The sequence below is a fragment of the Sinorhizobium medicae genome (assembly GCF_007827695.1).
In the GTDB taxonomy this organism is placed as follows: Bacteria; Pseudomonadota; Alphaproteobacteria; order Rhizobiales; family Rhizobiaceae; genus Sinorhizobium; species Sinorhizobium medicae.
The window spans coordinates 125,740-146,526 of record NZ_VITA01000015.1; the positions used below are offsets into that span (position 1 = coordinate 125,740).

The window sequence follows — 20,787 nt, forward strand, 5'->3', positions numbered from 1 at the left end:
AAGCTATTTCAGGAAGCCGTTTGCCTTCAGGAAATCCTCCGCAACGGCTTTCGCCGACTCGCCGCCGACCTGCACGCGGCCGTTGAGCTCCTGCAGGGTCGTCAGGTCGAGCTTTTCGAAGACGGTTTTCAGCAGTTCTTCGATTGCCGGATTTTCCTTCAGAACCGCCTCGCGAATGACCGGCGCAGGCTGATAGACCGGCTGCACGCCCTTGTCATCCTCGAGGACGACAAGGCCAGAGGGAGCGATTCCGCCGTCCGTGCCGTAGACCATTGCAGCATTGGCGCCGTTCGTCTGGTTTGCCGCAGCCGCGATCGTCGCGGCGGTGTCGCCGCCGGAGAGCGTGATCAGCTGTTCCGGTTTCAGCTTGAAGGAATAGGTTGTCTGGAAGGCCGGTAAGGCGGCAGCTGAGTTGACGAATTCGGACGACGCCGCAAGCACGACCTCGCCACCGCCGGAAACATATTTGCCGAAATCCGAGAGCGTCTTGAGATTATTCTTTTCGGCAACGTCCTTGCGCAGCGCGATAGCCCAGGTGTTATTGGCCGGCGACGGCGTCAGCCAGACGATCTTGTTGGCTTCGTAGTCGAGCTTCTTTGCCTCTTCATAGGCTTTGGCCGCATCCTTCCAGGCCGGATCCTCGGCCTTCTCGAAGAAGAAGGCGGCGTTGCCGGTATATTCCGGATAGATATCGATCTCGCCGGCGATGATCGCCTTTCGAACGACAGGTGTGGCGCCGAGCTGCACGCGGTCCGTCGTCTTGATGTCGTTGGCGTTCAGGATGGAGAGAATGATGTTGCCAAGAACGCCGCCCTCCGTATCAATCTTCGAGGAGACGACGACGTCGGCTTCTGCCGGCGCGGTGGCAAGCGCAAGCACGAAGGCGGTGCCGATCAGTGTCCTGGTAAAGTTCAGTCTCATGATTGTCTCCCTCTCGGTTTCAACCTCGAAAATTGATCACAGATTCTCCGCCGCGTCCGGCCAAGTCATTTCATATATGTAAGCTTTCGGCGAAAAATAGAGCCGGATGTCCCTGCAGTTGATATCCGCACCAGCCGCCGTCCCGCTCTGACCGGGCGCCTCGTCGAGTTGCACATTGCAATCAAGCTTAATGTGGACCACTCTTCCGCCCGGCGCCAGCATCTCCTCGGGGGTTGTCATGAACAAGCACTTCGATGCAATCATCATAGGTGCCGGCCAGGCGGGGCCGTCCCTCGCCGGACGGTTGACCGACGCCGGCAAGACTGTCGCGCTCATCGAGCGCAAGCTCTTCGGAGGCACCTGCGTCAATACGGGCTGCATGCCGACAAAAGCCATGGTCGCAAGCGCCTATGCGATCCATACGGCCCGCCGCGGAGCCGAATACGGGATGACGACAGGGCCCGTTTCGGTCGATTTCGGCCGCGTCATGGCGCGAAAGGAAAAGGTGCGGCTCGATGCCCGTTCCGGCCTGCAAAAATGGCTCAGGGGTATGACGAACTGCACCCTCTTCGAGGGCCACGCCCGTTTCGGCGGTCCGCGGGAGATCCGCATCGGCGAGGAGCTGATTTCGGGAGAGCAGATCTTTATCAATGTGGGCGGCCGCGCCGCCGTTCCGGCTCTGCCCGGCGTTAACGGCATTCCCTATCTGACCAACAGCTCCATCATGGACCTCGCCGAACTGCCGGAACATCTCGTCATCGTGGGAGGCAGCTATATCGGGCTCGAATTCGCCCAGATGTTCCGCCGCTTCGGCTCCGATGTTACCGTTATAGAGAAGGGGCCGCGTCTGATCGGGCGGGAGGATCCGGAAGTTTCCGATGCAATCCGCGAGATCCTCGAGAACGAAGGCATTCGGATACGCACGAATGCGGAATGCATCCGCTTCTCGCAAACAGCGGCCGGCATCGCCGTCGGCGTCGATTGCACCTCGGGCGAGCCGGAGGTGACCGGTTCCCATGTGCTGCTTGCGACCGGCCGCCACCCGAATACGGATGACCTGGGCTTGGAAAAGGCTGGTGTAAAAACCGATGCACGGGGCTATATCGAGGTCGACGACAGCCTGCGCACGAATATTCCGCACATTTTCGCGATGGGCGATTGCAATGGCCGAGGCGCATTTACGCACACGTCCTACAACGATTTCGAGATCGTCGCCGCCAATCTCCTCGATGACGATCCGCGCCGCGTGAGCGACCGCATCCAGACCTATGCACTGTATATCGACCCACCGCTGGGTCGCGCCGGTATGACGGAAACCGAAGCGCGCAAAAAAGGATGCAAGCTCCTTATCGGGACCCGGCCGATGACCCGGGTCGGCCGCGCGGTCGAAAAGGGCGAAACGCAGGGCTTCATGAAAGTGATCGTCGATGCGGACACCAAGGATATTCTGGGTGCCTCGATTCTCGGGACGGGTGGGGACGAAGCGATACAGAGCATCCTCGACGTGATGTATGCGAAGAGGCCATATACGACGATCAGCCGCGCCGTGCACATACACCCGACCGTATCGGAACTCATCCCGACGGTTTTCGGGGATCTTTCGCCGGCGGACTGAAAGCGCGCCCGTCATTCGCCTGCGGGCACCTTTTCCCCGCAAACGGGAGAGGGCTAACCGAGGAGAGGGGCAGATCCGAGAGACGGCGCCGCGCGATCGATCACATCCTGTCGCTGAACCACCGCAGCGACATGCAGGAAAGCCCCGCGTCGATCTTGCCGATTTCCGTCGTTTTCAGCGGTACGACCATGTAGCCGGCCTTGTCGAGCATCTCGATGGTCCTCGGGAAATCGGAGCCGACCAGAACCACGTCGTTGACCCGCAGAGCGTTGGCGGCCGGTTCTTCGCCCTCAGGGATGATCATCTGCCGGAACTTCCCGAAGACGCCCGAACGCGCAAGACGATCGGTGGACAGCACCGTTTCATCGTCGAGCAGCGAGCAATCGGTCTTGAAGTGCAGGACGCCTTCAGGTGTCGCAACGATCTCGCTCGCGCGCCCGAGTTTTTCGAGGCACGCCCGCAGCGCCGCTGCGCCCTCCTTATCGGTTCTTGCAGAAAGGCCGATCATGACGCTTTCCCGAGTCGTCAGCACATCGCCGCCATCGGCATAGCCCTCGGGCAGGTCGAGCACCGCATCGAACATGTCGTGCAGCGTCGGGGAGATTTCCTCGACCTCCTTGGCGCGTGTGGCCGCACCCGGTCGAAGGAGGATCGCCCCTTCCGTGAAAACGAGAGCGGGATCCTCTACGAAAACCGAGTCCGGGAAGGCTTCGAGCGCCGGCAGCAGGGTGACAAGGACGCCGGCATCGCGCATTGCCTCGACATAGGCGTCGTGCTCAGACTTGACTCCCTCATAGGTGGGGTTGCCGCGATCTTCGGCGCGCAAACCGTTGACGACCGATCGCGATGGCGAGCGCGCGATGATTGAATTGAATTGATAAGCCGGACGCGTCATTGCGGACTCTTCTCCCTTTGTTTAATTTTCTATTCAGCCGACACCGTGCTTACGAAATCCGGCCCGCCGCGCAACGTGTTGCTGACGGTGCAGATCTCCTCCTCGGCCGCCTCGGCAATGGCGTGGCGGACCGTCTCGTCGAAATCCCCCTTGATGATGAAGGCGATATCGAACCGCGCGACGCGAGAAGGTTCGTCATGGGCCTTCTCGCCGGTGACCTTGACGGAAACCTCGGTGAGACGGTCGAGCACACCGAAACGGCTCGCCGCGATGCGGGCGCTGAGCACCAGGCAGCTCGCGAGCGATGCATAGAGAAGATCGAGCGGCCCGAATCCCGGCTGCGAAGGACTTGTGACGATATCGAGCTCGCCGCCGGTAAGCGACTTAACATGCGGCAAACCGGTTCGTCCGACAACGGCGCTCGCCCCCGTCTCCCGAGTCCTCACTTTGAGCTCGGCCATCGGCGTGCCCTCTTTCAGATGGTTTCTGGCGGAACGACGCCTTTGGTAAAAAGAAAGCAGCCGTAAAACCGTGTCTCGCCGGTGGTGATGACGCAATAGGCCTTCTTCGCTTCCTCATAGAAGGCAAAACGCTCGATGCCGTACATCGGCGCGGGCTTCCCCTCGGCGCGATCGATTTCGGCCTGCACCTCGCGTTGCACGCCCGGGACCTCGTCGGGTGCGCCCATGACCTCCATGCGCCCGGCCGAAGGCTGCAGCGGCGTATCGAGGGGAAGCACCGAAAGGATAGCCTTCGCCGCGCGCGCCGCCGAAACATTGTCGATATGCAGCAATTTGCCGAGCGTGGTCTGTCGTGCGATGGCATCCGACGGGAAATTGGTATCGGAAATCACAAGCGTGTCACCATGCCCCATAGAGCGCAACGCATGCAGCACATCGGCATTCAGAGCCGGGTCGATATTCTTGAGCATTCCTGTTCTCCTCCACTGCGTTCTCCGGGAAATAACCGGCCGGGAAACGCGCAGCAAATCAAAGTACCACCGCGACTTTTGCGCACCCTCCGACCACATTCCTAAACGAGCAGGAATAATGGAGAAAGAAGCCCGCCGCTGATCATCACGCTACCGTCGCATCAGGGAAGCTGAAATGATAAGCGGCGCGATGGCATCAGGCCGTTTCCGGCGCGCCCCGTCAACAGCCAGTTGCCCTTTCTCCACGCTTCCGAGGGGAAGGCCACCGCTTGGGAAAAGCGGGAGTCTATTCGCCGTAAGGAATCCAGATGTTCTTGACGTCGACGGCGCGCCGCAGGAATACCTGTCCTTCCGCCGCAGAGCGATCCATCCAGTCGATCGACCGGCCGTAATCGACGAAGGTACGCTTGAGATTGCCTATGGACAACCTCTCGACCAGCGTCGAAAGCTCCGGCGAACCGAAGGCCCAGAGCGCGTCAACATCGTTGTGCGCGGCGAGCGCCTTGGCGAGCTCGGTCGCCGAACCGGTGACGATGTTGATTACGCCGGGCGGCACGTCTGAGGTCTCGAGGACGGAATAAAAGTCGGTCGCGGCCAGGGGATGTGTTTCGCTCGGCACCGCGATCACCCGGTTTCCGACGGCGATCAGCGGAGCCACGAGACTGACGAGCCCGAGCAGCGGCGCTTCCGGCGGGCAGATGACGCCGACAACGCCCTGCGGCTCCGGCATGGCCAGAGCGACCCCGCGCAGGGGCGGCTGATGCACGACGCCTTCGTATTTGTCCGCCCAGGCGCCGTAGCTGAAGAGCCGGGCAATCGAAGCCTCGACCTCCGTTCGGGCACTGGCGGCCGACGCCCCCGTCATTGCGGCGATGCGATCGGCGAATTCCGCCCCGCGGCTGCTCAGATTTTCGGCGATGTAATAGAGGATTTGAGCGCGGTTATGCGCGGTTGCGGAAGACCAGCCCGAGGCACCCTGGGCCGCAACGACGGCGTTGCGTATATCCTTGCGGTTGCCCTCGCCGACCTCGCCGACCACCTTGCCTTTCGGTGAAAGCACGGGCCGCGAATAGTTCCCGTCCGGCCGCGCCTGCTTTCCACCGATGAAGAGCTTGGCCGTGCGATCGAGCACAGGCAAGACGAAGTCGCCTGCCGCCGTTTTCGGAGCCGGCGTGGCGGGTTCTGCGCGCAGCTTCCTGCCGATCCACGCCTTCGGCTTCAAATACTCGTAGCAACCCTCGCGTCCGCCCTCTCGGCCGAAGCCCGATTCGCGTTTTCCGCCGAAGCCAGCCGCTGCATCGAAGAGATTGGTCGCGTTCACCCATACGACGCCGGCCGCAAGCTTGGCGGCAACATGCAGGGCAAGCCCGATCGTTTCGCTCCAGACGCTCGCGGCGAGGCCGTAGCGGCTATGGTTGGCAAGCTGAATCGCCTCGTCCGGCGTACGGAAGGTCATGGACACGGCCACGGGGCCGAAAATCTCCTCCGTCGCGACCACGGAAGTCGGCTGGACCCCGGTCAGCAGCGTCGGCCGATAGAAACTGCCGCCCTTCGGCAACTCGATCCTGGGCTGATGCATCGACGCACCTTCGGCGACACCCTTTGCCACCAGCTCTGCGATACGCTGCAACTGAACGGGCGCGACGATCGCCGCCATGTCGATTGACTTGTCCAGGGGATGTCCGACGCGAAGCGTGTCCATGCGCCGCTTCAAACGTTCATGGAAAACCGGTGCCACGCCTTCCTGCACCAGGAGGCGGGAACCAGCGCAGCAGACCTGCCCCTGATTGAACCAGATCGCGTCCACGACGCCTTCGACCGCTGCGTCGATATCGGCATCGTCGAAAACGATGAAGGGCGATTTGCCGCCAAGCTCCAAGGTCAGCGACTTTCCAGAGCCGGCAGTCTTTTCGCGAATGAGGCGCCCGATCTCGGTCGATCCGGTAAAGGCGATCTTGTCGATATCCTCATGCTCTACGATGAGTGCTCCCGTCTCGCCCTCGCCCGTCACCACGTTGAGAACGCCCGGGGGAAGCCCCGACGCGGCGGCCATCTCCGCAAACAGCAGGGCCGTTAGAGGCGTATACTCCGCGGGCTTCAGGATCACTGTGTTGCCGAGTGCCAGTGCAGGCGCGACTTTCCAGGCGAGCATCAAAAACGGGAAATTCCACGGGATGACCTGGCCGACGACCCCCACCGGCACCTGATCGGCGAACTCCGTTTCCTGGAGCTGCGCCCATCCGGCGTGATGATAGAAATGCCGGGCGGCAAGCGGGACGTCGATGTCTCTCGTTTCCCGGATCGGTTTGCCGTTGTCCAGGGCTTCGACGACGGCGATCAAACGGGCATGGCGCTGGATCAGCCTCGCAAGCGCATAGAGGTGCCGTGCGCGGGCATGGCCGGAGAGCTTGGCCCAGGGGCCCTGCGCCTTGCGCGCCGCCGCCACCGCCGCGTCGACGTCCTCGCGCCCGCCGCGTGCAATTCCTGCGAGCAATGCGCCCGTCGCCGGTTCGAACGTGTCGAACGTCTTCCCGGAGACCGCAGCGACAAAGGCGCCATTGATGAAGTGTCCGAACTTGCCTTCATGCCGGTCGAGCCAGGCGCGTGCCTCCGTATCGGCTTCGGGAGCCACGCCGTAGGACATATCGTCGAAGAAGGTCGCAACGCTCATTTCATCATCCTATCGGGTGTCTGTTCAGGGCCGAATAGGCACCGCTCACGTGATGCTCGAGCTGGCGCTCGATATCGCCGAGCAGGCTCGATGCCCCGACGCGGAAAAGATCGGGCTCGAGCCAATCTCGCCCGAGTTCCTCTTTCATGAGGAACTGGTAGTTCAACACGTCCTTGGCGGCGGAGATTCCTCCGGCCGGCTTGTAACCGACCTTCAATCCTGTCCGCTCCTCGTAGGCCCGGATCATCCTGAGCATGGCGAGGGTGACGAGCAGCGTCGCGTTCACCCCCTCCTTTCCCGTCGATGTCTTGATAAAGTCGGCCCCCGCCATCATACAGACAAGCGAAGCGCGCGCGACGTTGCGGAGCGTCTTCAGGTCGCCGGTCGCGAGGATGGCCTTGACATGGGCGTCGCCGCAGGCCGCACGAAAATCCCGCATTTCGTCGTAGAGCGCCTGCCAGTTGCCGGTCAGAACATGCTCGCGCGTGATGACGATGTCGATCTCCCGGGCACCGTCGGCAACCGAAGCTTCGATTTCCCTGAGCTTGACGTCATGCGGCACGAGGCCGGCCGGAAAGCCTGTGGACACTGCCGCGACCGGAATGCCCGAGCCCTCCAGGGCATCCACCGCAGTCGAAACGAAGCGGTGATAGACGCAGATCGCCCCGGTCGTGATGCCGCGATCGCCCATACCAAGTGCGTCGAGAATGTCCTGGCGCACCGGCTGACGCGCCTTGGCGCACAGGCGCTTGACGCGTTCGGTCGTGTCGTCGCCACTGAGCGTCGTCAGATCGATGCATGTGACGGCTTTCAAGAGCCAGGCGGCCTGCGCATCTTTCTTGACGGTGCGCCGGCCCGGCAGCGTCTGAACGCGGCGTTCGGCCGCGGAAAAATTGACGCGCTGATCCAGGACCCAGGAAAGGTCGAGTTCGATACCGTCGTTGCGCGGCCAGTTATGGCCGGCGCCGGCGGGGTGCACCGCCGTGCTTTTCAGAGCAAGGTCTTCCAACCGATTTCTCCCCGATCTTCCCCGACCATTGTTGCGGCTCCTGGAGCGGACGGAATGTTAGCTTTATAACAACTTCTGTTAGATTTCCATCATTCCTAGGTGCCTGTCAAGGCAGAGTCCCCAGCGAGCGCCGTCTCACCGTCTTCCGTGACCAGCGACCGAAAGGCACTGAGCGGAGCGAAGAAGGCCGCCTTCAGCTTGCCCAGCTTGCTTTTGTCCGCAACGAGGTAGTTCTCACGCGCCAGCGAAATCACCTTCTGCTTGACCGGCACCTCATGGAAATGAACGCAGGTCGCTCCCCGCACCGGGTCAATCCCGGCGGCCGAAAGAAAAGCGACATTGATGCCGAGCCTTTCGAGTGTCTCAAGACCGGGCGCGCCGGAAAAGGAAGCAGATGACGAATGGTAGACGCCTCCCAGCATCACGATGCGGAGATTTGCCTTCCGCGTCAGCCTTTCGGCTGTGTTCAACGAATAACATACCGCCGTTATCGAGTAATTCTCCGGTATCAGATCGACCAGATATTCGAGCGTGGTGCCGCAATCGATGAAGATCGTCTCGTCGGGTCGGATGTGCCGGGCGGCATGCCTGCAAGCCTCCCGCTTTGCCGCGGCATGGCTGTCTGCCGCGCGGGCAAGCTCGTAGGGCGCATCGCTCTCGATGTCGGCCGCTGAAACGATGTGACCGCCCAGATATCCGAAAAGCCCGGGGTTGTCGGCGACATCGCGGCGTACGGTCATTTCCGACACGCCGAGCAGCGCCGCCGCCTCCTTCAGATGCACGGTCCTGCGCGATGAAAGCGCGTTGGACAAGACGGCGATGCGTGACGCCCTACGGCTGGCCATGTTCATTCCGTACGAAAGCAAGCTCTAGCGGGATGCGCTTTTGTGAGAATTATCACAGTTTCAAAGCCGTCCGCAAGCGGACGCGTCGGGTCACCGACGCTCGGCTCGAGGGTGTCACGCCACGCGCAGCCACAGACTGTGCCGGAGGTACCGTTTCCTCGATTGACAATGCCGGGCGATGATTGAAGAGTAATTTACAATCGAAGCGGCCAGCGTCGGGGGGACTTATGTCTATGCGGGCGTTTCTCAGTTTTTCGGCCATTCTTCTCACTCTCATTTCACTCGGCGCGCCGGTTTTCGCCGCCGAGCCCGAGCGCAGAGTCGAACTTTCCGGTGATGCCGACTATTTCGGCTTCGATCTGCGCACCGAGCAGAATGTCTCGCTCGACCAGTGCCAGAGCGCCTGCATCGCGGACCGCTCCTGCAGGGCCTTTACCTACAATCCAAAGGTGAAATGGTGCTTCCTCAAATCCGACTTCAACCAACTGAACACGTTCGTGGGAGCGATCGCTGGAAAAGTCGTGGAAACCGCCGGTGGCGAAGCCGACATCGGGGCGCCGCCTCGGCTTGATTTCGTCTCGGATGACCTCCTTCAGCAGGCGCGCGATGTGAAGGCCAATCTCGCCTTGACCGAAGATCAGCTCGGTTTCGGGGTAAACGGGCTCATCGAGATGGCGCATGGCGAGTCGACGGCCGGAAACTTTGTCGCTGCGCTCAAGGCGTTCCGAGGCGCGCTTGCAATAACACCGGAGGACGGTGCGCTATGGCTGGAAACGGCTCAGGCCGCAAACCAATTCACCGGCACGGACGTGGCGAGCGAGGCGGCCCTCGCGGCACTCAACGGCTACCAGCTGACACGGACGGCAGAAGTGCGCGCGAATGCGCTCGCCACTCTGGCTTTCGCGCTTGACAGGCTGCAGAATTACCGCGCGGCGCTCCAGGCCTACAAGGCAAGCCTCGAACTCGTGCAGGCGAAGACGGTCGAAACTGCCTATCTCGATCTCAGGGCGCGGCAAGGCTTCCGCGTGACCGGCCATACAGTGGATGCAGACGGCGCCAGTCCCCGTGCCTGCGTGCAATTCTCCGAGCCGCTTCTCAAGAATGGTCCTGACTATTCCTCCTTCGTGACGCTCAACGGCGCGGCTCCGCAAGCGTTGGAGGCAAAGGAAAGCGAAATCTGCGTCGAAGGACTGTCGCACGGGCAGCGCTACAAACTCGTATTGAGGCAAGGTCTGCCCTCCTCCGTCGAGGAAGTCCTGGAAACCCCCGTCAGCCTCGAAGTCTATGTGAAGGACCGAATGCCGGTGGTACGCTTCACCGGCGACAGTTTCGTCCTGCCCTCGACGGCACGGCGCGGCATTCCCATCGTCTCGGTCAACACCGAAAACGTCAAGCTCAGGCTCTACCGTATTGGCGACCGCAACATAACTTCCCTGCTCACCAGTTCTCAGTTCCTGACCCAGATCGACGGCTACAGCGAGGAGCGCATCAAGGACGAGAGCGGCGAACTCGTCTGGCAGGGCAGCGTCGACATCAAGACCGAGCTCAACAAGGAAGTGGTGACGAGTTTCCCGGTCGACGAGGCGCTGCCGCAACGCAAACCCGGCATCTATGTGCTGACTGCAAGCTCCGCAACCGGCCTCACCCAGGACTGGGATACGCGCGCGACGCAATGGTTCGTCGTGTCCGATATCGGCATGTCGACCTTTGCCGGCACCGACGGGCTTACCGTATTCGCCCGTTCGCTCGCCAGCGCCAAACCTCTCGCAGAGGTCGAACTTCAGCTGGTCGCCAAGAACAACGAAGTCCTCGGGAGCGCGACCACCGATGCGGACGGACGCGCAACCTTCTCAGCAGGGCTGATCCGCGGCACCGCGAGCATGACGCCGGCGGTGATTACCGCCCGGAAAGGTGGCGACGATTATGTCTTCCTCGACATGACGCGTGCCGGCTTCGACCTTTCCGACCGCGGCGTCACCGGGCGGGCAGCACCGGGTGCGATCGATGTCTTCGCCTGGACCGAACGGGGCATCTATCGCGCCGGCGAAACGGTGCATGCCGCGGCACTCGCCCGCGACGTCAACGGCGCTGCGATCGAGAAACTGCCGCTTACTTTCGTTTTCCTGCGCCCCGACGGCGTTGAAGACCGCCGTCTCGTCAGCGACGGCGGCAAGCTCGGCGGCCACACACTCGATCTGCCGGTCCCGGCGAACGCCATGCGTGGCACCTGGACGATGCAGATCTTCACCGATCCGAAAAGTTCGGCGATCGCTGAAAAGCAGTTCCTCGTAGACGACTTCGTGCCTGACCGCACCGAGTTCGACCTGACGAGCGATGCAACGGCGATCGAACTCGGAACGCCGGTCGAAGTTTCGGTAGACGGTCGCTACCTCTACGGCGCGCCGGCCGCAGGCCTTGCGCTGGAAGGCGAGATCACCGTGAAGCCAACGCGGCAGGATGAGGCGTTTAAGGGCTATTTCTTCGGCCTCGCGGACGAAGAAGCAAGCGAGGATACGCGGCTGCCTCTGGAGGCCCTCGAACCGCTCGATGAAACCGGCAGGTCGGTCTTCAATGTCGATCTGGCCGAGGTTCCCGCGACGACGCAACTGCTCAAGGCCGATGTGACGCTTCGCATGCGCGAGGCCGGCGGTCGCGCGGTCGAACGCATTTTGACCCTGCCGGTCAAACCCGAGGGGCCGATGATCGGCATCAAGCCGGAATTCTCCGGAGATCTCGCGGAAAACTCCGTCGGCAAATTCCATGTCATCGCCGTGGACGCGGACGGCCGGAAGGCCGCCATGCCGGCTCTTCCCTGGAAGCTCATCAGCGTCGAACGGAACTATCAGTGGTACCGCGACGGGACCGCCTGGAAATACGAGCCGGTCATCTCCACGAAGCAGGTAGCAAGCGGTTCAGTCGACGTAACGGAGGACGGCGCCGTGATTTCCGTGCCCGTCGGCTGGGGTCGCTACCGGTTGGAGATCGAGGCAACGACCCCCGACGGCCCGGCCTCGAGCGTTGAGTTCGATGCCGGCTGGTATGTCGAGGCCACGTCGACGGAGACACCGGACGGGCTGGAAATCGCTCTCGACAAGCAGGCCTATGCGGTCGGCGAAACGGCGAAGCTCAGAGTGTCGCCGCGCTTTGCCGGCGAACTCCTCGTGACTGTCGGCACCGAAAACCTGGTGACGACAAAGACCGCGACCGTTTCCGAGACCGGCGGCGAAGTGGAACTGCCGGTAACCACCGATTGGGGCGCGGGCGCCTATGTCACAGCGACGCTCTACCGCCCGGGCGATGCCCAGGAGAGCCGCATGCCGATGCGGTCGATCGGCGTCAAATGGGCCGCTGTCGACCCGGCGGACCGAAGGCTCGCCGTCAGCCTCGATGCACCTGAGAAGACCGTTCCGCGCCAGCCGCTCGACATCGGCCTTCAGGTGCGAGGCGCCGGTGCGAACGAAGACGCCTATGTCACCGTCGCCGCGGTAGACGTCGGCATCCTGAATCTGACACGGCACGAGGCGCCGGATCCAGATGGCTGGTATTTCGGACAAAGGCGGCTCGGCCTGGAGATTCGCGATCTCTACGGACGTTTGATCGACGGCTCGCTCGGGGCGACCGGCCGCCTGCGCACAGGCGGCGATGGCGGCCAAATGCCGCTCCAGGGCAGCCCCCCGACCGAAAAGCTTGTCGCCTTCTTCTCTGGCCCCATCAAGCTCGACGCCGAAGGCATGGCAAACATGCGTTTCGACATTCCGCAGTTCAACGGAACGGCACGCATCATGGCGGTCGCCTGGACGAAGTCCGGTGTCGGCCACGCCGTCAAGGACGTCGTCATACGCGATCCGGTCGTCGTCACATCGAGCCTGCCGAAGTTCCTGACACCCGGGGACCGGGCCGAATTGCGCCTTGAAGTGGCCAACACCGACGGTCCCGCCGGCGATTACCAGTTGCAGGTCACGACCAACGGCGCGGTGACGGTCGAACAAATAGCGGCCGAAACGCTGAACCTCGATGCCGGCAGCAAATCGATGCTGACATTACCGCTCGCCGGACGGTATCCGGGTGACGGTCTCGTCACGGTGACGCTCTCGAATGATGCAGGCCTGTCGCTGGAGCAGACGCTGAATATTCCGGTCCGTCCGGCAGCCCTGCCGGTCACACAGCGTCAGGTCGTCAATGTCGCCGCTGGCAGCAGCCTGACGGTCGACGAGCAACTGCTCGCCGACAGCCTGCTGCAGGGCGCCTCGGTCAGTATAAATGTAACGCGTTCGGCCGCCTTCGATATCCCGGCATTGCTGATGACGCTAGACCGCTATCCCTACGGCTGCGCCGAGCAGACGACGAGCCGCGCTTTGCCGCTCCTCTATCTCGGCGAGCTTGCCGGGCAAGCCGGACTTGCCGACGATGAGGGCGTGAAGAAGCGCGTGCAGGAGGCGATCTACCGGGTGCTCGCCTATCAGTCCTCCGCCGGCAGTTTCGGCCTTTGGAGCCCCGGCTCCGGCGATCTCTGGCTCGACGCCTATGTCACCGATTTCCTCACCCGCGCGCGCGAACAGAAGTTCGACGTTCCCGAGCAGGCGATGGTGCAGGCACTCGAAAACCTGCAAAACGCGCTGAGCTACGAGACGAACGTCAGGGATCGCGGCAATGAGATCGCCTATGCGCTCTATGTTCTTGCGCGCAACCGAAAGGCCGCCATCAGCGATCTGCGCTATTACGCGAACACGATGCTCGGCGATTTCCCGACCCCGCTCGCCAAGGCTCACATCGCTGCGGCCCTGGCTCTTTATGGCGATGCCCAGCGTTCGCAGGAGATCTTCGCGGTCGCCGCCAATATGTCGAGCGGCCTCGTCCATGTCAGCCTCGCCCGCTCCGACTACGGCTCCTCGCTGCGCGACGGCGCGGCCGTGCTCGCGCTCGCGGCCGAGAGCCGCCCCGTTCCGCCTGTCATCCCGGAACTATCCAAGATCGTCGCCCGTGAGTGGCAGCAGGCGAAATATACGAGCACTCAGGAACAGACCTGGATGCTACTGGCGGCACGCGCCATCCAGGGCGGCGACGAAGATATGAGGTTAGATGTAAATGGCGCCCAACGTAGCGGCAGCTACGCCGCGCGCATTACTGGCGATGCGTTGATCGAACACCCCGTCGTGATCCGCAACGAAGGCGCCGATGCGGTTTCCGCCGTAGTGACCACCGTTGCGGCTCCGGCACAGCCGCTCTCGGCAGGCGGCGAGGGCTTCACCATCGAGCGGACCTATTACACACTCGACGGAACTGCGGTCAATGTCAGCCAGGTACGGCAGAACGAACGCTATGTGGCGGTGCTCAAGGTGACCGAGAGCAACGATTGGCCTTCTCGATTGCTCATCGCCGATCTCCTGCCCGCCGGCTTCGAGATCGACAATCCAAGTCTCGTCGACAGCGCCCAGCTTGCGAACTTCGAATGGATCGGCGAAGTCGAAGCTGCTCATACGGAGTTCCGCAGTGACCGCTTCGTGGCCGCGTTCAACCGCTCGACCGGCGACAACCGCGAGATCACGCTCGCTTATGTCGTCCGCGCGGTGACGCCCGGCACCTACGACCACCCTGCTGCAAGCGTCGAGGACATGTATCGGCCGCAGTTCTCGGCCCGTACGGCGACGGGCCGCATGGAGGTGCTGGCAGTCCAGTAGAACGCCCGATGACGTCCTTCCGGCGAACAGTGAACCGCAAAGGCAGAGCCCGGCCGTCCCGACTACGACGGGTGGTTATCGCAGTGCCTATTGCCCTCGCTGTATCCGCTCTCGCAGCCATCGCCCTCTTATGGGCCGACAGGGCCTTTCCCCCGCCCCTCTCCGAGGCTGCAACGGTCTCGGCCGAAGTCCTCGACAGAGACGGCCATCTCCTGCGCGCCTTTGCAACGGAAGGTGGCTTATGGCGGCTGAAGACAACCGTGGAGGACGTCGACCCGCGCTTCATCGAGATGCTGATCGCCTATGAGGACCAACGCTTTCGCGAGCATCGCGGCGTCGACCCACTGGCGCTTGGACGGGCGGCGCTGCAATTCCTCACCAATGGCCGCATCGTTTCGGGTGCCTCGACGCTTTCCATGCAGGTTGCAAGGCTTATAGAGCCCCGCGAGCGGCGGACGCTGGCAGCGAAGTTCCTGCAGGTCGCGCGTGCCATTCAGATTGAACGGCGTCTCGACAAGGACGAGATCCTCGACCTCTATCTGACCCGTGCGCCCTATGGCGGCAACCTCGAGGGCGTACGTGCGGCAAGCCTCGCCTGGTTCGGCAAGGAGCCGCGCCGTCTTTCGGCGGGCGAGGCGGCACTGATGGTGGCGCTGCCGCAATTGCCGGAAAAGCGGCGGCCCGACCGCCATCTGGCGGCCGCCGAGGCGGCCCGCAAACGTGTGCTCGCCCGCGCTGCAGTCGCCAAAGTCATTGGCGATGGGGAAGCGGAGCGAGCGGCGATGACCGCCATACCGACACGCCGACTTCAGCTTCCAGCCCATGCTGCCCATCTGGCGGAGGCGGCACGTCGGAAGGATCCGGCGGCCCTGGAGCATCCGACGACGCTCAGCCGTAATGTTCAGCGGGGGCTCGAAACGGTCGCGAGAGAGAGTGCCGTAAAGCTCGGCTCAAAGGTGTCGATCGCCATGGTCATGGCCGACATCAGGACGGGCGAAATCGTCGGAGAGGTCGGCTCGGCAAACTATTTCGACGCAAGCCGGTCCGGCTGGATCGACATGACGCGGATCACCCGCTCCCCGGGATCGACGTTGAAACCCTTCATCTACGGCCTTGCATTCGAAGAGGGGCTCGTCAGTCAGGAGACGATCGTCGAAGACCGGCCGGCGGACTTCTTCGGCTACCGCCCACGCAATTTCGACATGAGCTACCAGGGCGATGTCAGCGTGCGGCAGGCGCTGCAACTTTCCCTGAATGTGCCGGCGATCCGCCTGCTCGACGCCGTGGGACCATCGCGACTGATGGTCCGCTTCCGCCGTGCCGACATCCGGCCGAGACTGCCGCCACATGAAGCACCGGGCCTTGCGATCGGGCTAGGCGGAGTGGGCATCACGCTTCGCGAGTTGGTGCAGCTCTATGCGGGCCTGGCAAACCACGGCATACCGGTGCGCCTGGGCAACGGCGTCGAAGGCGTTCCTGGTCCCATCGACGGCGAACCGCTCCTGTCGACAGTGGCGGCCTGGCATGTCGCGGACATTCTCTCCGACGTGCTGCCGCCCGCGGGAAGCCGTCGGCGCGGTATCGCCTACAAGACCGGCACCAGCTACGGCTATCGCGACGCCTGGTCCGTAGGGTTCGACGGCCGCTATGTGCTTGGTGTCTGGGCCGGCAGGCCCGACAATGGCGCGGTGCCCGGTCTCACCGGTTACGGTGCGGCCGCCCCAATCCTTTTCGAGGGTTTTGTCAAGGCCGGGATTGGGACGACGCCGCTGCCCGGCCCGCCGGCGGGTGCTGTCCGGCTTGCCCAGGCCGATCTGCCGGTCAGCCAGCGGCGGTTCTCCATCAATGCGAACGGTCTGCTTGCAGCCTCGGCTCGGGAGCCGGCTCCACAGATCGTGTTCCCGCCCGAGGGTGCTCACGTAGAGCTCAGCGTAAGGGGCCAGGCAGCGATGTCCCCCTTGACGCTAAAGCTCCAGGGCGGTCGGGCGCCCTTCCGCTGGCTGGCCAATGGTCGTCCGCTACCCGAGGCAACGCGCCGGCGGGTCAGCCGCTGGCTGCCGGATGGCGGCGGCTACTCGACACTCACCGTTATCGACGCGCTCGGTCGGGCCGCCAGTGTTCGCGTCTTCGTCCAGTGAAACGACGCGAGCGTCCGGCCTTAGGCTGACTGCGCAGCCTTGACGATGCCGGTTTGCGGCTTTTGGGCCGGTGGCGTCATGACGAGCGGCATCCCCGCCTCAAGGCAAGCGGCGATGAAGGCTTCCCGCGCCACTGCCGCCGGCGTCATCCGGTTCAACGCCCGCCGGCACGTCCGCACCGCGCGTTCGTAGCGCTCGCCCCTCCTGAGGGGCCATTCGTTTTCCAGGAAGTCGAGAGCCTCGTACACGGAGGCAAAACTGTGCGTCAGACCGTTGGAAAGGCGCACGGTGAGAGGGATCGTCCAGGGGATCTCATTGAGAAGCATTTCTTCCTCCTTTCCTATGCCGTCAATGAAATGCGGGCCGGAACACCGCACCCGCGTGGCTCAGCCCGATCCAGATAGATATTGGAGCGGAAAAGGTAAATTCAAGAACCTCGATCACCAGCTTTGGCCCTCGTTCTGAACGCCGATTTTTGCCTCCGCCGGGGACCCGGACAGCGGCGAAAATCAAGTCGCGGAGGCCCTTGAAACCTGGCTCCGAATGACTAAATCGGGTGCAAGAGCCGCCTGTAAGGGGCTCGCAAGTCGAGGGGCACCGTTCTCTTCGGCGCTCCTCATCGTCCATGTTGCTCAAGGAGGATATGGCTATGAGAACAAGCTTCGATTTCTCGCCGCTGTCGCGCTCCAGCGTTGGCTTCGAACATCTGTTCGACCTCTTGGATTCCGCAAGCCGCCTGGCACCTGGCGACAATTGGCCGCCTTACGACATCTTGCGTGTCGGTGAGAACCAGTACCGGATCGCAATGTCGGTAGCGGGCTTCGCCCCGGACGAGATCACCATCACGCACGAGCAGCAGATGCTGACCATCACCGGTGCGAAAGCCGGGGAAGACGACACCGAATACCTCTATCGCGGCATTGCCGCACGCAGCTTCGAGCGTCGATTCCAGCTCGCCGACTTCGTCACCGTAACCGGCGCGAACCTCGCCAACGGCCTGCTCAAGATTGATCTCGTTCGTGAGCTTCCAGAGCAGATGAAGCCGCGTCGAATCGAGATACAGCAGGCAGAAGCACTGCCGGGCGGCGAATCCTCGAAACAGATAGAAGGCGAAAAGCACGCAGCGTAGCTGCGTATGCCGACGGCACTGAAGCGCCGGCGCCCGCGGGCGCTTCAGTTCCGGGAGATCGAGAGGGAGGACGGGCGCAATTCCCCCGCGTATCAGCAGTAGCGGCGGCAGCCCCCCAACCGCCTGTCGGCGTTTTCTTTCCGCAGGCGGGGCGAAAGGACAAGCGGCACCCTCTGGGGTTCCCTTTCTCTGCTTGCCGGGAAAGCGTCATAACCGCACCAAATCAATGCGCTACAATGGCTTTTGAAACTATTGATCAAGGCGACTTCTGCAACGTTCATGCCGTTGCCAGTTCGACGTCCGCCTGAGCTTTCGTCTGCCGGCGGCGGCATTTCATCGGCTCACCGGCCACGTAGACTTCAGCCACCGAACGGTCGTCCCCCATCGTTTGCACGATGAACAGCTCTTCGGCAAGCGACGAGGCGACCTGCATCCTGAGTTCCATGGCCGGCTTGGCTCGGCTGTCGAGAACAACGATGTCCGCATCCGCGCCGGCGTGCAGCGAGCCGATGCGATCCTCGAGATCGAGCGCGCGCGCGTTGCCGAGCGTCATCATATAGAAGGAATTGAGAGGGGAGAGCCGCTGCCCCTGCAGGTGCAGTACCTTGTAGGCTTCATCCATTGTTTCGAGCATCGAGAAGCTTGTGCCGGCGCCGACATCGGTGGCGACCGCATGGCGTGCTCCAAGCTTGTCGAAGCGGTCGCGATCGAAGAGGCCGCTGCCGAGGAAGAGGTTGGACGTTGGGCAGAAGACGCCCACCGCCTCCGTCTCGGCGAGCGCCGATATTTCGCGGTCGCTCAGGTGGATGCAATGGCCGAGCAGGGTCTTGCGGCCGAGAAGCTCATAGCGAGCATAAATATCGGTATAGTCCTTGGCTTCCGGATAGAGCGAAGTGGCGAAGGTGATTTCGTCCCGGTTTTCGGACAGATGCGTCTGAACGTAGCAGTCCGGATGCTCTGCGACGAGGGCGCGGCTCATCTCCATCTGCTCCGGCGTCGAGGTGATGGCGAAGCGCGGGGTGATCGCATAATGCGCGCGGCCGCGGCCATGCCATCTCGCGATGAGCGCCTTGGTCTCGTCATAGCCCTTTTGAGACGTGTCTTGCAGCGCGTCCGGGGCGTTGCGGTCCATCATCACCTTGCCGCCGATCATGAGCATGTCGCGCTCTTCGGCCGCCGCGAAGAAGGCGTCGACGCTTTCCGGATGCACCGAGCAATAGGCGGCGGCCGTGGTCGTGCCGTTGGACAGGAGCTCGTCCATGAAGCGGCCCGCGATGAAGGCGGCATGCTCCGGAGCTTTGAACTTCTGCTCTTCCACGAAGATATAGGTGTTCAGCCATTCCAGAAGCTGCGCGCCGTAGGAGGCGATCGCCTGGGTCTGCGGAAAATGCAGGTGCGTGTCGATTAAGCCGGGCAGGACCAGATGCGGCCGGTGGTCGGCGACCTCTGTGTCAGGTCCTGCCTGCTTCGCCACGTCAGCGTAAGGGCCGATGTGTACAATCTTGCCGCTCCTTACGAAAACGGCGCCGTCCTCGATGAAGCGGTAAGAAGCCGTATCGTCGATTCCCTGGGGCTCCTTGAGAAAGGTCAGCACCCGGCCGCGGATCAAGAGATCCCTCATTGGACTTTTCCTTCCTTTATCGTCCTCTCGTACCAGGAGGCGATGAGCTGGCGTTCCTCCTCGGTGATGCCGGTGACATTGGCAGGCGGCATGGCATGCGAACGCCCCGCCTGCAGGTAGATTTCACGGGCATGCGCAACAATGTCGCCGTCGGATTCGAGGATCACGCCCTTTGGCGGCACGATGATACCCTCCCAGCCGGGCTCCCGCGCATGGCACATCGAACAGCGACCAAGCACGGTGTCGCGCACCTTGTAGAAATCCGGAGACGCGACCACCGCCTCGGCCGCCGTCGCTGCCCTTGCCTCTCCGCCCTCCGAGAGGACCTTGGGCACGGTGGAAAGCCACATGATGGCGATGAACAGGAGCACGGTCGCGAGCCAGGTCCAGGTCGGGCTGCCTTTGTTGGCGTGGCGGGTGTTAAACCAGTGGCGAATCGTGACCCCCATGAGGAAAACCAGCGAGGCGATGATCCAGTTATACTGCGTGCCGAAGGCGAGCGGGTAATGGTTCGACAGCATCAGGAACAGCACAGGCAGCGTCAGATAGTTGTTGTGCGTCGAACGCTGCTTCGCCTGCTTTCCGAGAGCAGGATCGGGCGTGCGGCCTGCGATCAGGTCGGCAACGACCTTCTTCTGGTTCGGGATGATGATGAAGAACACGTTCGCCGACATGATGGTCGCCGTGAAGGCGCCTAGATGCAGATAGGCGGCACGCCCCGTGAACAGCTGGGTGTAACCCCAGGCGACGGCGACGAGAATGAAATAGAGCAGCACCATCAGCCGCGTATTGTCATTGCCGAATGGGGATCGGCAGATCATGTCGTAGGCGAGCCAGCCGAAGCCGAGCGAGGCGAGCGAGATGGCGATCGCCATCGGCTTCGAAACGTCGAGCACGTTCGGATCGATGAGGTAGAGGTCCGCGCCGGCATAATAGACGAGCGCAAGCATGCCGAAACCGGAGAGCCAGGTGACGTAGGATTCCCATTTGAACCAGATCAGGTGCTCCGGCATGTTTGCCGGCGCCACCAGATATTTCTGGATGTGGTAGAAACCGCCGCCATGCACCTGCCACTCTTCGCCATAGGCGCCGACCGGCAGGCCCGGACGCTGCTTCAGGCCCAGGTCGAGCGCAACGAAGTAAAAGGATGAGCCTATCCAGGCGATGCCGGTGATGACATGCAGCCATCTCACCGCAAATGTCAGCCAATCCCAGGCGATGGCATACTCGTACATTGAGTTCTCCCCATTTCTCTCGCATTCATTATGTGTCATTGCTTGGGGAGGCGGGAACGGCGACATTGCACCAACTCTTTCAAAAAAAACTATAAAATC

At 62.4% G+C, this 20,787-nt stretch carries 14 protein-coding genes; 4 read left to right on the forward strand and 10 right to left on the reverse strand.

Annotation, left to right across the window (positions count from 1 at the left end; translation table 11 throughout):
* Nucleotides 1-3 precede the first annotated feature (3 nt).
* Complete coding sequence (osmF, locus tag FB009_RS23340) at nucleotides 4-921, reverse strand: glycine betaine ABC transporter substrate-binding protein OsmF (RefSeq protein ID WP_102045118.1); 918 nt, start codon at nucleotides 919-921, stop codon at nucleotides 4-6.
* A 238-nt stretch (nucleotides 922-1,159) separates the two neighbouring features.
* Here osmF and FB009_RS23350 point away from each other — a divergent pair, with 238 nt between their 5' ends.
* Entirely contained in the window at nucleotides 1,160-2,536 is a 1,377-nt protein-coding gene (locus FB009_RS23350) for an FAD-containing oxidoreductase (protein ID WP_012061566.1), read from the forward strand.
* Nucleotides 2,537-2,636: 100 nt separating this feature from the next.
* On the opposite strand, the gene FB009_RS23355 is transcribed toward FB009_RS23350, so the two are convergent.
* The 6 genes from FB009_RS23355 to FB009_RS23380 form a co-directional block, all read right to left on the reverse strand.
* Nucleotides 2,637-3,431 carry an arginine deiminase family protein gene (locus FB009_RS23355; protein ID WP_018012931.1) on the reverse strand — a complete coding sequence of 265 codons (795 nt, stop codon included), beginning with the start codon at nucleotides 3,429-3,431 and terminating at the stop codon, nucleotides 2,637-2,639.
* A gap of 29 nt (nucleotides 3,432-3,460) precedes the next feature.
* Entirely contained in the window at nucleotides 3,461-3,892 is a 432-nt protein-coding gene (locus FB009_RS23360; RefSeq protein WP_018012932.1) for an OsmC family protein, read from the reverse strand.
* Between the two features lie 14 nt (nucleotides 3,893-3,906).
* Nucleotides 3,907-4,362: an RbsD/FucU family protein gene (locus FB009_RS23365; RefSeq protein ID WP_012061563.1), complete on the reverse strand. Its 456-nt coding sequence runs from the start codon at nucleotides 4,360-4,362 to the stop codon at nucleotides 3,907-3,909.
* 286 nt (nucleotides 4,363-4,648) lie between these two features.
* Complete coding sequence (locus FB009_RS23370; RefSeq protein WP_018012933.1) at nucleotides 4,649-7,033, reverse strand: aldehyde dehydrogenase family protein; 2,385 nt, start codon at nucleotides 7,031-7,033, stop codon at nucleotides 4,649-4,651.
* Between the two features lie 4 nt (nucleotides 7,034-7,037).
* Nucleotides 7,038-8,042 carry a deoxyribose-phosphate aldolase gene (gene deoC / locus FB009_RS23375; protein ID WP_018012934.1) on the reverse strand — a complete coding sequence of 335 codons (1,005 nt, stop codon included), beginning with the start codon at nucleotides 8,040-8,042 and terminating at the stop codon, nucleotides 7,038-7,040.
* A gap of 95 nt (nucleotides 8,043-8,137) precedes the next feature.
* Nucleotides 8,138-8,887 (reverse strand): DeoR family transcriptional regulator, encoded by a 750-nt coding sequence (locus FB009_RS23380; protein WP_024311751.1) that lies wholly within the window; start codon nucleotides 8,885-8,887, stop codon nucleotides 8,138-8,140.
* A 233-nt stretch (nucleotides 8,888-9,120) separates the two neighbouring features.
* On the opposite strand from FB009_RS23380, the gene FB009_RS23385 reads away from it, so the two are divergent.
* Both FB009_RS23385 and pbpC read left to right on the forward strand, forming a co-directional pair.
* The gene (locus FB009_RS23385) at nucleotides 9,121-14,565 is read left to right on the forward strand and encodes an alpha-2-macroglobulin family protein (protein WP_024311752.1); all 5,445 of its coding nucleotides are present in this window, start codon (nucleotides 9,121-9,123) and stop codon (nucleotides 14,563-14,565) included.
* A gap of 8 nt (nucleotides 14,566-14,573) precedes the next feature.
* Nucleotides 14,574-16,703 (forward strand): penicillin-binding protein 1C, encoded by a 2,130-nt coding sequence (pbpC, locus tag FB009_RS23390; protein ID WP_024311753.1) that lies wholly within the window; start codon nucleotides 14,574-14,576, stop codon nucleotides 16,701-16,703.
* 20 nt (nucleotides 16,704-16,723) lie between these two features.
* Here pbpC and FB009_RS23395 read toward each other — a convergent pair whose 3' ends face one another.
* Complete coding sequence (locus tag FB009_RS23395) at nucleotides 16,724-17,029, reverse strand: DUF982 domain-containing protein (protein WP_012061558.1); 306 nt, start codon at nucleotides 17,027-17,029, stop codon at nucleotides 16,724-16,726.
* Nucleotides 17,030-17,352: 323 nt separating this feature from the next.
* Between FB009_RS23395 and FB009_RS23400 the strand changes: the two genes are divergently transcribed.
* Nucleotides 17,353-17,832 (forward strand): Hsp20 family protein, encoded by a 480-nt coding sequence (locus tag FB009_RS23400; protein WP_018012938.1) that lies wholly within the window; start codon nucleotides 17,353-17,355, stop codon nucleotides 17,830-17,832.
* A gap of 277 nt (nucleotides 17,833-18,109) precedes the next feature.
* On the opposite strand, the gene guaD is transcribed toward FB009_RS23400, so the two are convergent.
* Both guaD and FB009_RS23410 read right to left on the reverse strand, forming a co-directional pair.
* Nucleotides 18,110-19,453 (reverse strand): guanine deaminase, encoded by a 1,344-nt coding sequence (gene guaD, locus FB009_RS23405; protein WP_024311755.1) that lies wholly within the window; start codon nucleotides 19,451-19,453, stop codon nucleotides 18,110-18,112.
* Complete coding sequence (locus FB009_RS23410; RefSeq protein ID WP_024311756.1) at nucleotides 19,450-20,688, reverse strand: urate hydroxylase PuuD; 1,239 nt, start codon at nucleotides 20,686-20,688, stop codon at nucleotides 19,450-19,452. Before FB009_RS23410 ends, guaD begins: the two co-directional genes overlap by 4 nt.
* Between the last annotated feature and the right edge of the window lie 99 nt (nucleotides 20,689-20,787).